The 19,159-nt window shown below is 63.9% G+C and carries 16 protein-coding genes; 9 read left to right on the top strand and 7 right to left on the bottom strand.

The features are described 5' to 3' along the window. Positions 1-11: 11 nt before the first annotated feature. Positions 12-2,990, top strand: a complete 2,979-nt coding sequence (gene ligD, locus P0D73_RS03955) for a DNA ligase D (protein WP_408429860.1) — start codon at positions 12-14, stop codon at positions 2,988-2,990. Between the two features lie 42 nt (positions 2,991-3,032). Then, on the top strand, positions 3,033-3,335 hold the full coding sequence (locus P0D73_RS03950; RefSeq protein WP_408175538.1) for a hypothetical protein: 303 nt from the start codon (positions 3,033-3,035) through the stop codon (positions 3,333-3,335). 39 nt (positions 3,336-3,374) lie between these two features. On the opposite strand, the gene P0D73_RS03945 is transcribed toward P0D73_RS03950, so the two are convergent. Further along, the gene (locus P0D73_RS03945) at positions 3,375-4,328 is read right to left on the bottom strand and encodes a LysR family transcriptional regulator (RefSeq protein WP_408175537.1); all 954 of its coding nucleotides are present in this window, start codon (positions 4,326-4,328) and stop codon (positions 3,375-3,377) included. Between the two features lie 163 nt (positions 4,329-4,491). Here P0D73_RS03945 and P0D73_RS03940 point away from each other — a divergent pair, with 163 nt between their 5' ends. Both P0D73_RS03940 and P0D73_RS03935 read left to right on the top strand, forming a co-directional pair. Further along, complete coding sequence (locus P0D73_RS03940; RefSeq protein WP_408175535.1) at positions 4,492-5,514, top strand: zinc-binding alcohol dehydrogenase family protein; 1,023 nt, start codon at positions 4,492-4,494, stop codon at positions 5,512-5,514. 362 nt (positions 5,515-5,876) lie between these two features. Then, entirely contained in the window at positions 5,877-6,434 is a 558-nt protein-coding gene (locus P0D73_RS03935; protein WP_132374746.1) for a DUF6013 family protein, read from the top strand. Between the two features lie 44 nt (positions 6,435-6,478). Here P0D73_RS03935 and P0D73_RS03930 read toward each other — a convergent pair whose 3' ends face one another. Both P0D73_RS03930 and P0D73_RS03925 read right to left on the bottom strand, forming a co-directional pair. After that, a complete protein-coding gene (locus P0D73_RS03930; RefSeq protein WP_408286736.1) occupies positions 6,479-7,285 on the bottom strand; it encodes an ABC transporter permease in 807 nt (268 codons plus the stop codon). Continuing rightward, positions 7,282-8,010 (bottom strand): ABC transporter ATP-binding protein, encoded by a 729-nt coding sequence (locus tag P0D73_RS03925; RefSeq protein ID WP_408429857.1) that lies wholly within the window; start codon positions 8,008-8,010, stop codon positions 7,282-7,284. Before P0D73_RS03925 ends, P0D73_RS03930 begins: the two co-directional genes overlap by 4 nt. Before the next feature lie 158 nt (positions 8,011-8,168). On the opposite strand from P0D73_RS03925, the gene P0D73_RS03920 reads away from it, so the two are divergent. After that, complete coding sequence (locus P0D73_RS03920; RefSeq protein WP_408429854.1) at positions 8,169-10,670, top strand: AsmA family protein; 2,502 nt, start codon at positions 8,169-8,171, stop codon at positions 10,668-10,670. Beyond that, positions 10,670-10,798, top strand: coding sequence for a hypothetical protein (locus P0D73_RS03915; RefSeq protein WP_279388571.1), 129 nt, complete (start codon positions 10,670-10,672; stop codon positions 10,796-10,798). The genes P0D73_RS03920 and P0D73_RS03915 overlap by 1 nt, the downstream gene beginning before the upstream one ends. Positions 10,799-10,945: 147 nt before the next feature. On the opposite strand, the gene P0D73_RS03910 is transcribed toward P0D73_RS03915, so the two are convergent. Beyond that, positions 10,946-11,440, bottom strand: a complete 495-nt coding sequence (locus P0D73_RS03910) for a hypothetical protein (protein WP_091794435.1) — start codon at positions 11,438-11,440, stop codon at positions 10,946-10,948. Between the two features lie 414 nt (positions 11,441-11,854). Between P0D73_RS03910 and P0D73_RS03905 the strand changes: the two genes are divergently transcribed. The 3 genes from P0D73_RS03905 to P0D73_RS03895 all read left to right on the top strand — a co-directional run bounded on the left by P0D73_RS03905 (position 11,855) and on the right by P0D73_RS03895 (position 16,118). Then, complete coding sequence (locus P0D73_RS03905) at positions 11,855-13,474, top strand: sensor histidine kinase (RefSeq protein ID WP_408429851.1); 1,620 nt, start codon at positions 11,855-11,857, stop codon at positions 13,472-13,474. Between the two features lie 79 nt (positions 13,475-13,553). Further along, complete coding sequence (locus P0D73_RS03900) at positions 13,554-14,063, top strand: response regulator (protein ID WP_132374741.1); 510 nt, start codon at positions 13,554-13,556, stop codon at positions 14,061-14,063. A gap of 81 nt (positions 14,064-14,144) precedes the next feature. Continuing rightward, complete coding sequence (locus tag P0D73_RS03895) at positions 14,145-16,118, top strand: hybrid sensor histidine kinase/response regulator (RefSeq protein WP_408429847.1); 1,974 nt, start codon at positions 14,145-14,147, stop codon at positions 16,116-16,118. A gap of 112 nt (positions 16,119-16,230) precedes the next feature. On the opposite strand, the gene mscL is transcribed toward P0D73_RS03895, so the two are convergent. From mscL to argE, 3 genes are all read right to left on the bottom strand, one after another. After that, positions 16,231-16,677 (bottom strand): large conductance mechanosensitive channel protein MscL, encoded by a 447-nt coding sequence (gene mscL / locus P0D73_RS03890; RefSeq protein ID WP_310812031.1) that lies wholly within the window; start codon positions 16,675-16,677, stop codon positions 16,231-16,233. 88 nt (positions 16,678-16,765) lie between these two features. Beyond that, on the bottom strand, positions 16,766-17,800 hold the full coding sequence (locus P0D73_RS03885) for a threonine/serine dehydratase family protein (RefSeq protein WP_408429844.1): 1,035 nt from the start codon (positions 17,798-17,800) through the stop codon (positions 16,766-16,768). Between the two features lie 54 nt (positions 17,801-17,854). Next, positions 17,855-19,093, bottom strand: coding sequence for an acetylornithine deacetylase (argE, locus tag P0D73_RS03880; RefSeq protein ID WP_408313173.1), 1,239 nt, complete (start codon positions 19,091-19,093; stop codon positions 17,855-17,857). Positions 19,094-19,159 lie beyond the last annotated feature (66 nt).

Below are 19,159 nucleotides of genomic sequence, written 5' to 3'. Positions count from 1 at the left end.
AAGTCATCGCCATGAACGACAGACTCGACCTCTACAACCGCAAGCGCCGTTTCGACGAAACGCCGGAGCCATCGGGCGCGCGTGCGAGTCGCAAGCAAGGCGCCCGGAAAACGACAAGACAGGCAGCCGACGAAGCGCTCTCCTACGTGATTCAGGAGCATGACGCGCGGCGCTTACACTACGACTTCCGGCTCGAACTGAACGGCACGCTTCTCTCATGGGCGGTGCCGAAAGGGCCGAGCCTCGATCCGTCGGTAAAAAGGCTTGCGGTGCATGTCGAAGACCATCCGGTTGAATACGGTTCGTTCGAAGGCGAAATCCCAGCTGGCAACTACGGAGCAGGCAGCGTGATCGTGTGGGATCGCGGCACCTGGGAACCGGTCGGCGGCGCGGCGGAAGCGGCGCGATCATACGCGGCCGGCAAACTCAAGTTCCGGCTGCATGGCGAGAAGCTGCAAGGCGGCTGGACACTGGTGCGCAGCCATATGCGCGGCAGCGGCGACAAGGAGCAGTGGCTGCTGATCAAGGAACGCGACGATGAAGCGCGTGATGAGAGCGACTACGACATTCTGAAGAAGCGTCCGGGCAGCGTGCTCAGCGTCGGCGCCTCGGCGGGTAAAGACACGAAAACGACGCGGACAGCGGCAACCAAGGGCACTGGCAAAGCCGCAGCAGCCGCAATAGCGACTGCTGGGGCTTCCGATGCGAAGCCAGCCGCAAAACGGGCCGGCAAGAACAGCGCGAAAGCCGCGTCATCGAGCCGCGCCGATCCCAAGCGACCCGACATCGTAGCGACGCGCAACGCGCAGTCGCTGCGCGAACTAGCCGCCTCGCCCTCGATCGAGGGCGCGGTGAAAGCGCGCTTGCCCGCGACGTTCAAACCGCAACTGGCGACGCTTGTCGACGCCGCGCCTCCCGGCGATGAATGGTCGTACGAAATCAAGTTCGACGGCTACCGAGTGCTGGCCCGAATCGATCGGGACACCAAGGGAAGCGCAGTTAAAGTATTCACTCGCGCGGGCAACGACTGGACCGCGAAATTCAGCAAACAGGTCAAGGCGTTCGAACAACTCGGCATCGAAAGCGCATGGCTCGACGGCGAAGCGGTGGTGCTGGACCAGAACGGCGTGCCGAATTTTCAGGGGCTGCAAAACGCCTTCGATGCGAACCGTCCGCAAGACATCATCGTCTACCTGTTCGACATACCGTTCCTGAACGGCTACGACTTGCGCGGCGTGCCGCTCGAACAGCGCCGCGCGATTCTGCGCGCCTTGATGGAAGAGGTCGACGACAGCGTCCTGCGCTTCTCGAACAATTTCGACTTCAGCGCGGAAGATCTGTTGAGGAGCGCGTGCGATATGGCGCTGGAAGGCATCATCGGCAAACGGCGCGACAGCGGCTATCTATCGGGTCGTTCGTCGACGTGGATCAAGCTGAAATGCCGCCGACGCCAGGAGTTCGTGATCGGCGGCTATTCGGAACCGTCCGGCAGCCGCGCGGCGTTCGGCGCGCTGCTGCTCGGCGTCTACGACGGCAAAGGCAAATTGCAGTATGCGGGCCGCGTCGGCACCGGCTTCGACGCGGCGTTACTGCGCTCGGTCAAGAAAGAACTCGACGCGCACGCGACCCAGCGCATGCCGTTTGCCGCCGCGCCGCGCGAGCGTAGTCGCACGCCGGTGCATTGGGTCGAACCGGTGCTCGTCGCCGAATGCAATTTCGCGGAATGGACGAGCGAGGGCATCGTGCGTCAGGCGTCGTTCGTGAGTCTGCGCAACGACAAGCCGGCGCGCCAGATCGTCAAGGAAACACCTCGCCAAGGAGCCGACGTGCAACAGCAAACCGATTCTGGGTTCGACGAAGCGCCGAAGAAACGTGTGGCGCGGAAAACTTCCGTCAGTACTGCGGCCGCATCCGGCGAGGGGAAAACCGCCGCGGCGAGTTCGAAGGCCGAGGCAAAAACGGCGGGCGCGAAAGACGTCGGCATGAAGAGCCGCGGCGTGGAGACAGGTGGCGCGAAGCTGAGTGCAACGAAAGCCTCGGCCACTAGAGCCAAAGCGACCAAAGGCGCAGCGACAAATTCAAGCACCGCGTCCGCTCCCGCCGAAGTCGCCGGCGTCCGCATCTCGCATCCCGATCGCGTCATCGACAAAAGCAGCGGCGCGCGCAAGATCGATCTCGTGCAGTACTACGAATCGGTCGCCGACTGGATGCTGCCGCATCTGCAAGATCGCCCGGTGTCGCTGGTGCGTGCGCCCGAGGACATCGGCGGCGAGCTGTTTTTCCAGAAGCATAGCCAGAAGCTGTCGATTCCGAATGTCACGCAGCATCCTGGCCTCGATCCGGGCCATCCGGCGCTGATCACCGTCGATACGCTCAAGGCGCTGGTCGGCGCGGCGCAGATGGGCACCGTCGAATTTCACACGTGGAATGCCGTCGTGTCGAATATCGAAAAGCCGGACCGCGTGGTGTTCGACCTCGATCCCGACGCGTCGCTGGGTTGGGAGCGCATGATCGAAGCCGCGCAACTGACGCGTTCGCTACTCGAAGAACTCGGCCTCAAGTCGTTCTGCAAGACGAGCGGCGGCAAGGGCTTCCACGTGGTCGTGCCGCTCGCGAAACAGGCCGGTTGGGACGAAGTGAAGGACTTCTCGCAAGCCGTCGCGCAACACATGGCGGCGACGCTGCCCAAGTACTTCAGCGCGAAGATGGGCGCGCAGAATCGCAAGCAGAAAATCTTCGTGGACTATTTGCGCAACAACCGCGGCTCCAGCACGGTCGCCGCCTTCTCGGCGCGGGCGCGTCCGGGCCTGGGCGTATCGGTGCCGCTTTCGTGGGATGAAGTCGCCAGCACCACGGGCGGCGATCAATGGACCATCGAGAATTTGCATGAGCGCCTCGCCGACCTCAAAAGCGACCCGTGGGCGGACTATACGAAGACGCGTCAGCGCATCACCGCAGCCATGAAGAAGCGTCTGGATGACGCAGAGTAAGCGCTTCGACGGACCCGATTCAGAACGACAAGGAGCAAGACCATGAAGACCTCACCGCAATCGTCCGACGGCGACAAGCAGGCAGACCCGCATGCCAAGAAGCAACCCAAATCGATGCAGGAAGCTGCCGCGCCGCTGCCGCATGAAGCCGATCAGGATCCCGAATCGCAGCACGAGGACGGTCCGCGCCATATCGGCAAGCAGGCGCATCGCGATCTCGAACGCGGGCTGAAAGATACCGACCGCCGCGGCGGCGACGAGTATCAGCAAAAGACGCAGAACGACGCGCACACCGACGTCAACTCCGACGGCAAAGGCGCCGGCGGCGCACGCGGCAAGCATTAATGACGTATCGATTCGGGCACCGTCGCCGGCGCATCTGTCTCAGCCCGGCTCTCTGTCCCAGTAAGGCGGATCGCCGAAGTGCGCCGCCAGGAATTCGATCAAGGCGAGCGTCTTCGGCGGCACGAACGAACGGCTCGGGTACACCGCCCAGATTGCCACGTTCTCGGCGAGCGGATAGCTGTCCAGCACGCTGACCAGTTCGCCGCTGCGCAAATAAGGCGCGACGTCCCAGGTCGATTTCAGCGCGATGCCGAAACCGGCCAGCAGGGCGTCGCGGATCACTTCGCCGTTGTCGGTGACGAGGCGCCCGCTCACGCGCACCTCGAGCGCTCCGGCGGGCGTCACGAAGGCCCAGTCGCGCTGGTCCGACAGAATCATGCACTCGTGCTCCGCGAGGTCCGAAGGATGATGCGGCGTGCCGCGCCCGGCAAGATAAGCGGGCGCCGCGCACAGCACCCGCCGATTCACCGCGAGGCGCCGCGCCACCAGCGACGAATCCTTCAGCACGCCGACGCGGATCGCCACGTCGATACCCGCATCGACGAGATCGACCAACTTATCGGTGAGCCGCAAATCGACGCTCACGCCGGGATAGCGGCGCAGAAATTCGCTGATCACCGGCGACACGTGCTGCCGCCCGAACGACGACGGCATCGAGACCCGCAAGCGGCCCTGCGGCTCGGCCTGCGCCCGGCCCACCGAGGCGCGTGCGGCGGCGGCCGCGTCGAGCAGGGCTTCGGCGCGCGTCATGAAGACTTCACCGTCCTGCGTGAGGCTGATGCGGCGGGTGGTTCGGTGCAACAGGCGCGCGCCGAGCAGCTTTTCCAGTTGCGCGATGCGGGAACTGGCCACCGCCGCCGACAGCCCGAATTCGCGCCCGGCCGCCGACACGTTGGCCAGCAGCGCGGCGCGCATGAACAGGGCGACGTCGAGCAGATCGAGGCGCTCCCGTTCTCCGGGCGAGGTACGTGTGGATGAGGCCGGAAGGTTCATTCTTCTGGAATTCAAAAAGATGTTTCAGCCATTATGACGGTTTTAAGAGAATAAGAACCGCCTTAGGATGACGCCAATGGGATCGATGACGCGCAAACGGCACGACAGACCGCCCGCAAAAACCGCGATCCTTCAAACCTCGTCTGAACCAACAGGAGCATGTATGAAAGCCGTCGGTCTCTATCGCTATTTGCCGATCGATCAAGCCGAAGCCTTGGTCGATGTCGAAATCCCGAAACCGGAAGCCACCGGTCGTGACCTGCTGGTCAAGGTCGAGGCGATTTCCGTCAATCCGGTCGACACCAAAGTGCGCGCGCCGAAAGACACGGTCGAAAAGACGCCGCGCGTCCTCGGCTGGGACGCCGCCGGCACGGTAGTCGCGGTCGGACCGGACGTCACGCTGTTCAAGGTCGGCGATCCGGTGTTCTATGCGGGCAGCATCACACGGCCGGGTGCCAACAGCGAGTTCCACCTGGTCGATGAGCGGATTGTCGGGCGCAAGCCGGCGTCGCTCGATTTCAGCCACGCTGCCGCGTTGCCGCTGACCGCGATCACCGCCTGGGAGGCCCTGTTCGACCGTCTCGGCGTGTCGCCGCAAGGCGCGGACGAAGGCCGCACCGTGCTGATCATCGGCGGCGCGGGCGGGGTCGGCTCGATCGGCATTCAACTCGCGAAGCAACTCGCGAAGCTGAAGGTGATCGCGACCGCGTCGCGTCCCGAGTCGGCCAAATGGGCCACGGAACTGGGCGCGGATCACATCGTCGATCATTTCGGCGACATGCCCGCGCAATTGAAAAAGCTCGGCATCGACCAGGTCGATTACGTGCTGATGTTCAACGACACCGACAAGAACTTCCCGGCCGCGGCCGAGGTGATCAAGCCGCAAGGCAGCATCTGCACGATCGTGGAAAACAGCAAGCCGGTGCCGGTCGAATTGTTGAAAGCGAAGAGCGCCGCCTTTCATTGGGAGTTCATGTTCACGCGCTCGATGTTCGGCACGCCGGACATGATCGAGCAGCACAAGCTGTTGACCGAAGTAGCGCGTCTCGTCGACGCGGGCACGCTGTGCACGACCGTCGGCCAGAACGTCGGCGCCATCAACGCCGCGAATCTGCGCCGCGCGCATCAGCTGCTCGAAGAAGGGCGCGCGATCGGCAAACTGGTGCTGACGGGATTCGAGGCGTAAGCCGCAATTCGCCTGAACCGGGCCTGAACGAACATGGCCGGCGTCGCAGCAATGCGCGCCGGCCATGTTCATTTGATGCGCAACAAGCGGTGCGATCGGGCGAGGCGGCGTGTCGATTTGCAGCAGTGCGGCGCGGCGGGCGCGTGTGTGCGCCTGAGCCGCCACACGCGCAGAAAACGCGTCGCCGCAAGCGGGTTAACACCCGATTCGCGGGCAGCGCGCGCAGCGTCGCTTGGCGTTAGACTGGCAGGGCATCATGCTAAAACAGTTGCGTGTCTCGCGGCCCGGCGTCGTCCAGTCGGGCGGTGCGTGAGCAGTAGCGCTGAAGCGGGCGCGCAGCGGCACAACAACGAGGTGACAGTATGAGCTTCAGACTCTCCGCCGTTTCAGTTGTTGCTTCTCTCGCATGCGCGCTCGCGCCCGGCATGCTCGTGCCGGCGGCTCACGCCGCCACGCCGATCACGGTCACGTCCCAATCCGCCCTCGACGGCCCGATCCGCTACACGGTGCGCGTCACGTCGAAACAGTTCGGTAATTCGCAGGAAACGCGCACGATCCGCTCCGGCGAATCGGACGACTTCACGTGGAAGACCGTGCCTCCGGGTGGTCCGGTTCCCGCGACGGATGCGTGCCCGAACTACGCGTCGCTGCCGATCGACACCAACGGCGCGATGATCAGGCAGACGCAGATCCGGTTCGCGCCGGTCGTCGGCGGCGACGGCACGGCGACCGTGCAATTGAGCTTCCAGGCGCAGACGCCGAAGGGCGTGAAAACCGTGACGAGCGGCGGCAAAACGCTCAAGTGTCCGAACGACGTGACCGTCAGTCAGATCGTGCGATTCACGATGCCGGTCAATGGCAGCACGAAAACGCTCACGCTCAGCGACGGCACGGAAGTCGCGATCAGCGCGAAGCGTTGAGTCCGGCGTGTGATTGAGGGCACAGCGGCGGGTCGGAGCGCGGCTCAGCGCCGCGCCGCGGCCCGCTCGACCAGCCGCGCCGACAGAAAGCGGTGCTCCGCCGAAAAGAGCCGCCGGTACGTAAGCAGCACCGCGCCCACCGTCCCCAGGGCCGACGACGCGGCGATCAGGAACATGATCACGATCTGATAGCGCACCGCCTGCAACGGCGACTGCCCGGCCAGCACCTGGCCGGTCATCATGCCGGGCAGGCTCACCACGCCGACCACGGCCATCTGATTGAGCGTCGGCATCATGCCCGCGCGCACGGCTTGGCGCGCCGGCGCCTGCGCCGCTTCCCAGCGTGTCGCGCCTAGCGCGAGCGCCATGTCGACGCGGTCGCGCCGAGCGGTCAATTCCTCGGTCATCCGTTCGATGCCGAGCGACACGCCGGTCAGCGTATTGCCGAGGATCATGCCGAGAATCGGAATCGCATACTGCGGCTCGTACCACGGGTGAATGCGGATCACGACGAACAGCCCGACCGCGGCCACCAGCCACGAACTGACCCAGATCGACAGCACACTGTCCGCGCGTTGTCCGCGATACGTGCGGTTGCCGCGCTGCGCGCCCGCGAAGCCGGCGATCAGCGTCATCACGATCATCAGCGGCAGCACCACGTACCAGCGGTCGTAACGGAACACCCAGCCGAGCACGTAGCCGATCGCCAGCAACTGCACGACGGTGCGCACGGCGGCCCACGCCAGCTTGCGCTCGAGATCGAGCTTGAGCGCCACCGACACGGCACCGTTCACGACGATCAGCAGCGCCGCAATCGCGACATCCCACAGACTCAGGTTTTGCAATGTCATTGGCCGAACTCCTGGTGATCCTGATGCGCGGGCGGTAGCTCGCGCTGCGCGGTCTCGTCGAGCACGCCGGCGCGCATGGTCAGATGCCGCGCGCTCATGCGCGTGGCTTGCGCCGGATCGTGGGACACCCAGATCGACGCATGACGCCCGGGATCGGCGTCGAACCATGCGTGCACCAGACCTTCGATCGCATGCGACGACTCCGGGTCGAGCGACGCGGTGGGTTCGTCGAGCAACAGAACCTCGGGCGCGAGTTGCAGCACGCGAATCAGCGCGGCGATCTGCGCCTCGCCGCCGGACAACTCGCTCGAGCGCTTGTCGAGAAAGTCGTCGCCGCGGCCGGCCTGAGCGGCGAGGCTCGCCGCGCGCGCGCGATCGAAACGCACGTCGTGATACGTGCGCAACTCGAACGGATAGCGCAGATTGTCTTCGACGCTGCCGTCGAGCAGCGCGGGCCGTTGCCGGATATACGCGACGTTGCGCCGGTAGCGCGGAATAGCGGTGCGCTCCACCGGCGCGCCATGCCACATGATGCGTCCCGCATCGAGCGGATCGAGCAGCGCAAGGGCGCGCAGGAACACGCTCTTGCCCGAGCCGGACGGCCCGGTGATGGCGACGCGGTCGCCCGCGTGCAACGCGAAGGTGGTCGGCTGCAGTAGCGTCTGGCCGCGCACGGCATCGCGCCGGACGATGCCGTCGGCGAGGACGAAGGGAACATCGGTCATGAGTGAATTTGTAATGGGGGATGCGTAAGGTCGAAGCTCGCTGCGACCTGCGTGTGCAACATGATAAAGCGGCAAAGGCATAGCGCTTGCCGCCCACGGACCGGGCACGCAACGTGCTGAACGGTGCTCAACGTAGAAAAAAATAGCGGAGCTTCTCAATGGCAGTGTCGAGCACGATCGGAAGGCGGATCGGAAAAATCATCGCATGGCTGCTGGCGATCATCGTCATTCTGATTGTCGCGCTGGCCATTTTCATCATGACCTTCGACTGGAACCGGGCAAGACCCTATATCAACGACAAGGTCACGCAAGCCATCGGCAGGCCATTCGCCATCAACGGCGATCTGAAGGTCGGCTGGCGGCATCCGGTCGGCGAGACCGGCTGGCGAGGCTGGGTGCCCTGGCCGCGTTTCTCGGCGGCCAATATCACCGTGGGCAATCCGGACTGGACCAAGCAGCCGCAGTTCGCCACGCTCGACGAGATCGACTTCCAGGTCAAGGTGCTGCCGCTGCTCGCGCACGATATCGTGATTCCCACGATCAACCTCGTGAATCCTTCGGTCGATCTGGAGCGCGTGCTCGACGGCCGCAACAATTGGACCTTCAAACTGGCGTCATCCAGTGGGCCTTCCGAATGGAAGCTCGATCTGCACGATATCGCTTTTGCGAAGGGCAATATCGCGCTGTCCGATCAGCAGAAGAAGGTCGATTTGCAGATGGCGATCGACACGCTCGGCCAGCCGATTCCGATCGGCGAAGCGATGAAGCAGCAGGAAGCGGCGTCGCGCAGTTCCTCGGCGCAGACAATCGGCAAGTCGGGTGCCAACAAGCTGACGCAGCAGGCGAATGCGCAGGCGGCGTCGGAGGCTGCGGCGGCGTCCGCGGCGGCAGCCTCCGGCGCGTCGTCGACGGATATCACCGCGTCCGGTACGACGGCGGCGACGGGCGCTTCGGGCGGGCTGGTCGCGGGCGGCTCGAAGGGCGCCAGCCAGGCCGTCGCCGCGGGCGCGAGCGGGGCAGTCGTGGCGTCCGCGCCGGCATCGGCTTCGGGCGCGAGCGGGGCACAAGCTCAGGCCGGCGCGAAGCAGGAGGTTCCGCCGTACGCCATCGGCTGGACCGTCAAAGGGACTTACAACAAGACGCCGGTGTCGGGCAGCGGTAAGGTCGGCGGCGTGCTGGCGTTGCAGGACGCGAACCGGCCGTTCCCGGTGCAGGCCGATGTGAAGGCAGGCGATCTGCATGTCGGCCTCGTCGGCACGATCACCGATCCCGCGCATCTTGCTGCGGTCGATCTGCGCCTCTGGCTGCAGGGCAACAGCATGGCGCGCCTCTATTCGCTGACCGGCGTGACCTTGCCCGACACGCCGCCGTATGCGACCGAGGGGCGGCTCGTCGGCCAGTTTAAGTCCACCGGCAACGTCTTCAAGTATGAAAATTTTACAGGCCGGGTCGGCGGCAGCGATATCAACGGCTCGTTGACGTATACGGCGCGTGAACCGCGTCCGCGGTTGCAGGGCGAACTGGTTTCGCATTTGCTGCAGTTCTCCGATCTGGCGCCGGTGATCGGCGCGGATTCGAACGCGAGCAAAGCGAAGCGCGGTGATGCGACGGCGCAGCCGTCCAGCAAGGCGTTGCCGGTCGAGGAGTTCCGTACCGACCGCTGGAAGGCGATCGACGCCGACGTGAAATTCACTGGCCGGCGCATCGTCAAGGACGTGAATCTGCCTATCACGGATCTGTACACGCACGTCGTAATGACCGACGGTGTGCTCTCGCTGGAACCGTTGAAGTTCGGCGTGGCCGGCGGCACGCTCGCTTCGGACATTCATCTGGACGGCAGCGCGACACCGCTCAAAGGACGCTTCGCGACGTCGGCGCGGCATCTGAAGCTCAAGCAGTTGTTCCCGAACTTCAAGACGATGCAGAACGCGCTCGGTGAAATCAACGGCGACGCCGCGCTCACCGCGACGGGCAATTCGCCGGCGGCGCTCGCGGCATCGTCGAACGGCGAGGTCAAGGCGCTGGTGACGGACGGCACGGTGAGCCGCCTGCTGATGGAAGCGGCCGGGCTGAACGTGGCGAACGTGGTGTATGAAAAGCTGTTCGGTAATCGCGACGTGAAGATCAACTGCGCGGCCGCCGATTTTGTCGCGACCAACGGCGTGCTCGAGTCACGCGTCTTCGCGCTCGATACGGACGACGCCGTGATCGATATCGACGGCAACGTGAACATGCGTGACGAATCGTTGGATCTCGGCGTGCATCCGCATACCAAGGGTTTCAGGGTGTTCTCGCTGCGCTCGCCGCTCTATGTGAAAGGCACCTTCAAGGATCCGCACGTGGGCGTGAACGCGGCCGCGCTGGCGTTGCGCGGCGGCGCGGCGGTCGGCCTCGGTTTGATCAATCCGTTCGCGGCGCTGATTCCGCTGCTCGCGCCGAGCAACAACAAGCCGTTGCCGTGCACGCAGTTGCTGGCCCAGGTCCGGCAGGCGCCGACTGCGCCGCCGCCGGGCACGAAGCAGCAGCCCAAGTCCGCCATTTCTCTGGATGGCGCGCCAGTGAACAAGTCTTCTGGCGGCGCTTCGTCGCCGGCTGCGACGGACAAGAAAAAGCCGGCGGTGATGTCGCCCGCCAGCGCGGCTGAATACAAGGGGAGTTGATGATGCCTTTCATCCTGCCTGCGGACTGGCTGAACTGGAGCTTCGGCGGCGGCCTGTCCTTGATTCTTTTGTGGCTCATCAGCGTGCCGCCCGGTGGCGACCACATCGATGACATCACGATGAAATGAGAAGGCGAAATGAGGCAAGGCGAGCGCAAACACATCACCTGAGATGACACGCGCCGAATCAAGGAAGGGTGATGACGCAACGCCGCCTGACGAGCTTTGCCAACAGACGGTGTTGCGAGTGTGAAGGTCTACCGTAAAGCTAAAGGTCTACCTGAGCGAGCGCGGCGCGGCATCCCCGGCAGCATCCTGCCGACGCACCCCACGACGGGCGCCGCCAATGCGAGTCGCGCCGAATTCCGTCAGGATCTTGCCGCGAGCGCGGCTGGCGAACACCAGAAAGCCGAAACCGTCCGCCTCATACCAGTAGCCGCCGTTCTCGAGGCCGTCGAGCGGTTGCTCCAGCGCATTGGTAATCGATTCGATACAGCGACGTCGCAACTCCGCGGGTGCAGGATAGGGCGGTTGCGCGCCACGCACACTGCACAGAAGCACATCGAGCCCTGGCAGCACATGTGCATAAAGGACAGGCTCGTCTTGCGCGCGAGCGCGCGCAATCTTGGTGTCGAGCTGACCGAACGGCTTGAAATGCCGTAGTACCGCGAGGAACGACTCATCGCCGTCCACCTTCGCGCGTCTACGCTTTTTCGGGAAGGACATAAAAATTCGCCTGAAAAAGAATTGCAAGAAACGCAGCGTCCTCATGCGACCACTCCCGGCTTCGCGCGCCGCACGTCGATCTTTTATAGCATACGACAAGGCCGGATTCACGGTGATTCGACGATTACGCCGCCCCACCGCCTCCCGCACGAATCATGCCGAACCGCCTCGCCGCGCGCTTTCGCTTCTCAGCACATCTGTCTCCATCATAGACGCACGAGGCGCTGAAAAATCATCTCATACCAATAAAAAAGTCATTTTTGTGTGGACGAGCGCATCCTGCCGCTACGTTGAAATATCTCGAATTCACGTCGATAATGGCCCGTCCGGCTGCACTGCGCCGAGCTCGCCGATCCGGCACCGCAAAGTCCCGCCAGGGCGGCGCGGCGTGGCCGGTCATGCGAACCGCCGCGGCTTGAGTGACCGCTTGAGTGACTCTTTGCGACCCTTCGGGCGAACATGAAACTATTCACCAAGGGTCTGCTGCTGATTGCAGTGCCGAGCGTGGTCGAGCTGGCGCTTCTCGGCGTCGTCTTCGATACCCAGGAGCAGACAGCGCAGGCCGCGCAGTGGGTCACCAACAGCAAGCAGATCCTCTATCAGTCGTCGGCCATCGTCGATCCGTTGCTGCGTCAGGCGGCGCGGGTTCGCACGGCTATGGTCATCGGTGATGCGTCGCTGATCGACCGCCATACGGTGTGGGTCGATCTGGGCGACCGGCTGTCGAATCTCGAGGTGCTGGTCGCCGGCACGCCGCAGCAGGTCGAGCGTGTGCACAAGATGCAGCGGGCGATCGACGCGTATCGCGCGCAGACTGTCGCGATCTCACAGTCGCTGCATGCGGGGCATCGCCCGAATTCGTTTGCCGCGCTGGAGACCGGCGCGTTGCCGCAGCAGATCGCGGTGTTTCGTGACGAACTCGCCGCGTTCGGCGACGAGGCGTCGCGGCTCGACGCCGAGCGCTCGGCCGCGCTCGCGCGGCGGCGGGACCGCCAGCAGTACGCGCTGATCGGCGCCGTGCTGGGCTCGATGCTGATCTGGGCGGCCACTGCGGTGGTCTTTGCGCGCAGCATCGGCCGGCGGCTGGAAGTGTTGGCCGATAACGCCGAACGTTTGGGCAGCGGGCGCACGCTCGCGCCGCCGCTGTCGGGTAGGGACGAGATTGCCGCGCTCGACACCGTGCTGCATCAGACGAGCGCGCGCCTGCGTGAGGCCGACGCCGAGCAGGCCATGCTGAAAACGCGGCTCGAAGCGCGCGCGCAAGAATTGGCGGGCGTCAACGAGGAACTGCGTCAGGAGACGCAAGATAATGAAATGTTCATCTACAGCGTGTCGCACGATCTGCGCTCGCCGTTGGTGAATCTGCAAGGTTTCTCGAAGGAGTTGCAGGTCTCGTGCGACGAGCTGGACAGCGTCGTCGAGGCGGCAAAATTGCCGGAGGCCGAGCATCGGCGCATGGCGCATATTCTCGACGGCGAGGTGCGCGAGTCCTTGCAATATTTGCGCGCGGCAGTGACGCGGGCCGCCGCGATCATCGACGCGCTGCTGCGCATCTCGCGCGCCGGCCGGCTCGAGTACCAGTGGCAACGTGTGAGCGTCGGGCGCGTGGTGGGACGGGTGGTCGACGCGCTGCAGGGCGCGATCGGGCAGCATGCGGCCGTGGTGACCGTGCGCGACTTGCCACCGGCATGGGGCGACCCGGGCGCGATCGAGCAGATTTTCAGCAACCTGATCGGCAATGCGTTGAATTATCTCGACCCGGCGCGCAATGGGCGTATCGAAGTCGGCGCGCTGGAACCAGAACCGGTCGAGCCGGGCGAGGCGGGCGAACCACGCGCGGTGCGCATGCGCACGTATTATGTGCGCGACAATGGCCTCGGCATTCCGGCCGCGTATATGTCGAAAGTGTTCCGGGCATTTCAGCGCCTGCACGGCGACGTCGCTAGTGGCGACGGCATTGGCCTCGCGGTGGTGCGTCGCACGGTGGAGCGGCATGGGGGCCGCGTGTGGGTCGAGTCGGCGGAAGGCGCGGGGTCGACGTTTTTTGTGGTGTTGCCGGAACAGCCCGCGCGTCTCTGAATAAGAGCGGGTAGACGCGGCGGCGGCGCGGATCTTCACATGTGGCAGGCATCAACCAATCGTTCAGCACGGAGAGCATATGAGTCACGGGGAAACGGTCAGCATCGTACTGATCGAAGACGACGACGGCCACGCCACGCTCGTCGAGCGCAATCTGCGCCGTGCCGGCATTTCGAACGGTTTCGTGCGCTTTCGCGACGGCCAGCAGGCACTCGATTATTTTTTCGGTCCAACGCCGTCCCCGGCGGACGCCGCCGCGAGTTCCTCGGCCGATCCCGCTGACAGCGCTGTACCCGCGCGCGAAGATTTGATGAATTTCGTCGTGCTGCTCGATCTGAAAATGCCGCGGGTGGACGGCTTCGAAGTCTTGCGGCGTCTGAAAGAGTCGCCGCAAACGGCCGCCGTGCCGGTGATCGTCCTCACCACGACCGACGACCCGCGCGAAATCGCTCGCTGCTACGAACTCGGCTGCAATGTCTACATCACCAAGCCGGTCGAGTACGATGCGTTCATCGAAGCCGTGCGGCGCCTCGGGTTTTTCCTGCAGGTGGTCAAGCTGCCCTCGGGGCATCGTCTCGCGGCGCCGTGATGGAAGGTTCGCATGAAGCCGGCCGAAAGCCGCTCGTGACAAGATAGACCACTTGAAGACCCTAGCCAGAGAAGACTCCGCATGACCGAAGAAGTGTCCACGCCGCCTGCCGCGTACGTGCTGGTCGTCGATGACGACGAAGGCATCCTGCGGCTCGCGCGCAAGTCGCTCGAGCGCGCGGGCTGCCGGGTCGCGATCTGCGCCGGCGTCGAAGCGGCCCGTGAGCGGCTTGCGGGCGGCGGTCCCGACTTGCTGGTGCTCGACTATCAACTGAGCGGCCCCGAGACCGGCCTGGACTTCTTTCGCCGTTTGCGCACGGAAGGCGTGCGAATTCCCGCCATCCTCGTGACCGGTTTCACCGACGAATCGCGTGTGATTGAAGCGCTGCGCGCAGGCGTGTCCGACGTGGTGCCGAAATCCGGCGATTACCTCGATTACCTTCCTGAAGCCGTCGAACGTGTGCTCTCGCAAGTGCGCCTGCAGCGCGCATCGGACGAAGCCTTGCTGCTGCGCGATCGCGAGCAGCATTACCGCACCTTGTCGGAGGCCTTGCCGCACCTCGTCATGACCTGCAACGCCACGGGCGACTGCGATTTTCTGTCGAAGCAGTGGTACGACTATACGGGCCTCGCTGAAAGCTGTTCGTACGGTCTCGCCTGGCTCGACGCCGTGCATCCGGACGACCGCGAAGAGGTTCGCCGTAGCTGGCTGAAGGCGGTGTCGGACAAAGTCGGCGACTACCGGCACGAGTTGCGGATTCGCCGGCACGACGGCGAATACCGCTGGTTCGACGTCCGCGTGGTGGCGATGCGCGACGCCGAAGGCAACGTCAGCAAATGGTTCGGCAGTTGCACGGACATTCATTCGCAGCGCGAGGCGAACGAGGAGCGCGAACGGCTGCTGGCGTCGGAGCAGGCCGCCCGCCAGACCGCCGAAGAAGCCAATCGCGCCAAGGACCGCTTTCTCGCCATGCTGTCGCACGAATTGCGCACGCCGCTCACGCCAGTGCTGGCCGGCGCCAGCGTGCTGGAGATGATCCCGGATCTGCCCGATCAGGCGCGCGCGAGCGTGCGCATGATCCGCCGTAACGTCGAACTCGAAGCGCGGCTGATCGACGACCTGCTCGATCTCACGCGCGTGGCGAACGGCAAGTTGCGGCTGTCGCTCGAAACCGTCGACGTGCACGAGGTGATAGACAGCGTGCTCGAACTGTTTCGCAGCGAGATTCAGGTCAAGCAGCAGGACGTGCACGTCCATAAGGACGCCCAGCACCATTACGTGCTGGCCGATCGCGCGCGGTTGCAGCAGATGCTGTGGAACCTGATTCGCAATGCCGCCAAGTTCACGCCGGACGGCGGCCATATTTATGTGCGCACCCGCGACGAACGCATGCATGTGCAGATATCGGTCGAAGACACGGGGATCGGCATCGAGCCGAAGCAGATCGGCAAGCTCTTCAACGCGTTCGAGCAGGGCAATCAGAACATGACGCGGCAGTTCGGCGGCCTCGGCCTCGGACTCGCGATCACGAAAGCATTGACCGACGTGCACGGCGGCACGGTGACCGCGCAGAGCCCCGGCGCGCACTGCGGCGCAACCTTCACGATCACCTTGCCGACCGCCGCTGCGCCTGAGGTGACGTCACCGGTCGTGGTGCCGGACGAAGTGCATTCGGCCGGTCTGCTGAACATCCTGCTGATCGAAGACCATTTGGACACCGCCGAGGTCATGGAGCAACTGATTCGCAGCCTTGGCCATGAGGTCACGACCGTGGGCCGGGTCGACGACGCGTTGGCCGCGACTCAATCGCAGACCTTCGATCTGATCGTCAGCGATGTCGGTTTGCCCGACGGCACCGGCCTCGACTTCATCAAGGCGTTCCGCGAGCACTCGGACGCGCCCGCGGTCGCGTTGACCGGCTTCGGCACCGACGAAGACGTGCGTCGCTGCCTGAGCGCCGGCTTCACTTCGCACCTGACCAAGCCTGTCAACTTCGGCCAGCTCGAGACGATGATCGAAGGCGCGGTCAGTCAGAAGGAGCAGAAGGACGCTTGAGCGTGTGCCGCCGGCATCGGCGCTCGGTAAGGAAAAAGGCCTGTTGCGAGGGAATCGCAACAGGCCTTTTGCTTGCGGCTTGTGGCTGGCTCCGGCTGAGACGCCGGCATGCTCAACGCGGTGAGTTCTTCAACGAATCGCGGATTTCACGCAGCAGCAGCACGTCTTCCGGTGTCGGCGGCGGTTCTGCCGGTGCGGCTTCAGCCGGCTTGCGCAGATTGTTGATGAACTTGACCATCAGGAAAATGATGAACGCGAGGATCAGGAAGTTGATCAGCACGGTGATGAACGAGCCATAACCGAACACGGCAACACCCGCCGTTTGCAAGTCTTTATACGACTCGGGACTGCCCTTGAAGCTAGGTGGAATTGCACCGAGCCGAACGAACTTATTGGAGAAATCGAGGCCGCCGGTGGCAAGCCCGACAACCGGCATGATCAGGTCTTTAACAATTGAATTGACGATGGTGGAGAAGGCGCCGCCGATAATCACACCGACCGCGAGATCCATCACGTTGCCCTTGAGGGCAAATTCCTTGAATTCCTTGACCATGCTCATAGAGGTTCCTCCCAGAAGTCGATATTCGAATGATACCAACCTGAGATTGATAGGCTAGTCTTTTGCCGGGGAATGCGAGGATTGTTTTTTATTGAGGAAACAGTGACTCGCTATGTCGCGCGTAGTCTATATGCGTGGCAAATGTGACCGGGTCGGTATTGGTGCCGCACAGCAGAACACCCACGCGTTTGCCTTGCAACTGTTCGCGCAGCGGGCCGAGCAAGCCGGCGGTAGCCGCGGCGCAGGCCGGCTCGACCGCAAGCTTCAGTTGTCCGAACAAGGTCAACATGGCCGCGCGTAACTGGTCGTCGGAAACCGTGACGAGCTGATCGATATGACGGCGGCACAATTCGTAGCTGTATTCCTCGGTATGCGGCGACATGAGCGAGTCGGCAATGCCGTGCATCTGGCGCATCTTGACCGTGTGATTGGCGGCGAAACTCTTGCCCATGACATCCGCGCCTTCGGGTTCCACGCCATATACATGCACGTTCGGATTCGCGAGCCGCATGGCGGTCGCCACACCCGCCGCGAGGCCGCCGCCGCCGATCGGCACGATCACCGCTTCGAGATCCGGCGTTTGCGTGGCCCACTCGTAGCCGAGCGTGGCCGAACCCAGCACCGTGCGATAGCCGTTGAACGGATGCACGAAATAGCGGCCTTCTTCAGCCTCGATACGGCGCACCAGTTCGAATGCCTCGGCAATGTCTTGCGCGAACACGATCTCGGCGCGGTATTGCCGGCACAGCGCTACGCGCGCCGGATTGGCCGCGTGAAACAGCACGACCTTGGCGCTGATGCCGAGGCGCATGGCCGCATACGCGACCGCCACCGCATGATTGCCGCCCGACACGCAAGTGACGCCCGCGCTGCGTTGCGCTTCGTCCAGTGCGAGCAGATTGGTGAACGCGCCGCGCGCCTTGAAGCTGCCGCCCGCCTGCAACAGCTCGAACTTGAAGTTCACCACCGTGCCTTCCAGCGACGGAAAGTCCGCCCTGTCGAACACCGGCGTTCGCGTCACCCACGGCGTCAACGCAAAGTGCTGTGCGGCGATGTCGTCGAGCGTGGGGATCGGCTCCCCGTCGATCGTATGGTCGGTGTGTTGCGGCGTGGCGGTGGACATGGCGTGGGCGTGCTTGGGTCGGTATGGGTAAGACTCTTTCTACGCGCGTCAGTTTCAGCGCGCGTGCGCGTCGACCGACATGCTGTGAATGAATTTGTGCAGGAAACGCTCGCACGCCACCAGTTGATCCAGCGCGACGAATTCGTTGGGCTTGTGCGCCTGCTGAATGTCGCCTGGGCCGCATACGATGCTCGGAATGCCCGCCAGCGAGAAGAGGCCGGCTTCCGTGCCGTAGGCGACCTTGCGCCTGTCCTGATCGGCGGTCAGCGCGCGCACCAGTTGCGTGATGGCGGCTTGTTCAGACGAATCGAGTCCGGGCGCCGCGGCGATCTTCGTAATCTCGATCGCCGCCGATGGATGCTCGCGCAACATTTTCGGCAGCAGCGTTTCGCGTGCGTATTGATCGACGCGCGCGAAGATCGGTTCGGGATCGAGCGTGGGCAGGTTGCGGAATTCGAACTGGAACTTGCATTCGGCCGGCACGGTATTGATCGCATTGCCGCCCACGATCGTGCTGGTTTGCGCGGTGGTGAAGGGCACGTCGTACAGTTCGTCGAACGGGCCCTGCTCGCGGAACTGGTCGGCCATGTCGCGGATGTAGCAGATCAGCCGCGCGGCGTATTCGATCGCGTTCAAACCCTTCGGCGTAAGCGACGAATGCGCCGCCTGACCGCGCACACAGCACTGGTAAGCATTGATGCCTTTGTGCGCCACGATCGGCCGCATGCTGGTCGGCTCGCCGACGATGCAGCCGTCCGGCTTCACGCCGCGCTTCATCAGGTCGGCAATCAGGAGCGGCGCGCCCGCGCAGCCCACTTCCTCGTCGAACGACAGGGCAAAGTGAATCGGCTTGGCGAGTTTGGTGCGCTGCATCTCCGGCACGAGCGTCAGCGCCGCGCCGATGAAGCCTTTCATGTCGCAGGTGCCGCGGCCGTACAGCTTGTCGCCGCGAATTTCCGGCTTGAACGGATCGCTGTCCCATTGCTGGCCGTCCACGGGTACGACGTCGGTGTGGCCCGACAGCACCACGCCGCCGTTCGTTTCGCCGTCGTGTGCGGGAATCGTCGCGAACAGGTTGGCCCATTTGCCGCTTTCGTCGTGCGTGAGCGTGGCCTGAATACCGACGGCACGCAATTCGTCGCGCACGGTTTCGATCAGGCCGAGATTCGGATTGCGGCTGACCGTGTCCATCGACACGAGACGGGTGACCCACGGGAGCGAGACAGGAGAGGAGGAATTTGAAGCGGAGGCGGACGATTGCGAAGACTGCGCTGATTCAGCGACATGAGACATGACAAGACTCCGGCATTTAAGTCTTTCGATCATACCCAAAAAAAAGCCGTCCGTATGCTGCGGCGC

Source organism: Paraburkholderia sp. RL18-101-BIB-B (assembly GCF_046026985.1).
GTDB lineage: Bacteria > Pseudomonadota > Gammaproteobacteria > Burkholderiales > Burkholderiaceae > Paraburkholderia.
This window is presented reverse-complemented; position numbering and strand designations above follow the sequence as displayed.

Excerpts from the sequence above, each read along its gene's own strand:
- argE (WP_408313173.1), bottom strand. The coding sequence starts at position 19,093 with ATGTCTCATGTCGCTGAATCAGCGCAGTCTTCGCAATCGTCCGCCTCC.
- P0D73_RS03885 (WP_408429844.1), bottom strand. The coding sequence starts at position 17,800 with ATGTCCACCGCCACGCCGCAACACACCGACCATACGATCGACGGGGAG.
- P0D73_RS03905 (WP_408429851.1), top strand. The coding sequence starts at position 11,855 with ATGAAACTATTCACCAAGGGTCTGCTGCTGATTGCAGTGCCGAGCGTG.
- P0D73_RS03940 (WP_408175535.1), top strand. The coding sequence starts at position 4,492 with ATGAAAGCCGTCGGTCTCTATCGCTATTTGCCGATCGATCAAGCCGAA.
- P0D73_RS03945 (WP_408175537.1), bottom strand. The coding sequence starts at position 4,328 with ATGAACCTTCCGGCCTCATCCACACGTACCTCGCCCGGAGAACGGGAG.
- mscL (WP_310812031.1), bottom strand. The coding sequence starts at position 16,677 with ATGAGCATGGTCAAGGAATTCAAGGAATTTGCCCTCAAGGGCAACGTG.
- P0D73_RS03950 (WP_408175538.1), top strand. The coding sequence starts at position 3,033 with ATGAAGACCTCACCGCAATCGTCCGACGGCGACAAGCAGGCAGACCCG.
- P0D73_RS03920 (WP_408429854.1), top strand. The coding sequence starts at position 8,169 with ATGGCAGTGTCGAGCACGATCGGAAGGCGGATCGGAAAAATCATCGCA.
- P0D73_RS03900 (WP_132374741.1), top strand. The coding sequence starts at position 13,554 with ATGAGTCACGGGGAAACGGTCAGCATCGTACTGATCGAAGACGACGAC.
- P0D73_RS03895 (WP_408429847.1), top strand. The coding sequence starts at position 14,145 with ATGACCGAAGAAGTGTCCACGCCGCCTGCCGCGTACGTGCTGGTCGTC.
- P0D73_RS03925 (WP_408429857.1), bottom strand. The coding sequence starts at position 8,010 with ATGACCGATGTTCCCTTCGTCCTCGCCGACGGCATCGTCCGGCGCGAT.
- ligD (WP_408429860.1), top strand. The coding sequence starts at position 12 with ATGAACGACAGACTCGACCTCTACAACCGCAAGCGCCGTTTCGACGAA.
- P0D73_RS03930 (WP_408286736.1), bottom strand. The coding sequence starts at position 7,285 with ATGACATTGCAAAACCTGAGTCTGTGGGATGTCGCGATTGCGGCGCTG.
- P0D73_RS03910 (WP_091794435.1), bottom strand. The coding sequence starts at position 11,440 with ATGAGGACGCTGCGTTTCTTGCAATTCTTTTTCAGGCGAATTTTTATG.
- P0D73_RS03915 (WP_279388571.1), top strand. The coding sequence starts at position 10,670 with ATGATGCCTTTCATCCTGCCTGCGGACTGGCTGAACTGGAGCTTCGGC.
- P0D73_RS03935 (WP_132374746.1), top strand. The coding sequence starts at position 5,877 with ATGAGCTTCAGACTCTCCGCCGTTTCAGTTGTTGCTTCTCTCGCATGC.